This is a genomic window from Mangrovibacter sp. MFB070, from assembly GCF_000705335.1.
GTDB lineage: Bacteria > Pseudomonadota > Gammaproteobacteria > Enterobacterales > Enterobacteriaceae > Mangrovibacter > Mangrovibacter plantisponsor.
Genome location: NZ_JJMI01000029.1, coordinates 1 through 211, shown reverse-complemented (window position 1 = coordinate 211; position 211 = coordinate 1). Strand labels below are relative to the sequence as shown.

Below are 211 nucleotides of genomic sequence, written 5' to 3'. Positions count from 1 at the left end.
TGATCCGCACTGGCAACGCTGACGGCCAGTGTATCGCCGTCCGGATCGGTAGCCGGTGCCAGCACATTCACGGTGACCGGGGTGTCTTCCGCTGTGGTCTGTGGCGTGACGGAGCCAGCAAGCGGCGCGTCGTTTACGGCGGTAACCGTGATGGCAACCGTACTAGTGACGGTGCCACCCTTGCCGTCGCTGAGGGTATACGTGATGGTAT

The 211-nt window shown here is 62.6% G+C and carries 1 protein-coding gene; it reads right to left on the bottom strand.

The annotated features are described in order from the left end of the window. Positions 1-152, bottom strand: a 152-nt coding sequence (locus DT73_RS27085; RefSeq protein WP_369792627.1) for a cadherin-like domain-containing protein, incomplete at its 3' end; no start/stop codon positions are given. Positions 153-211: the final 59 nt, after the last annotated feature.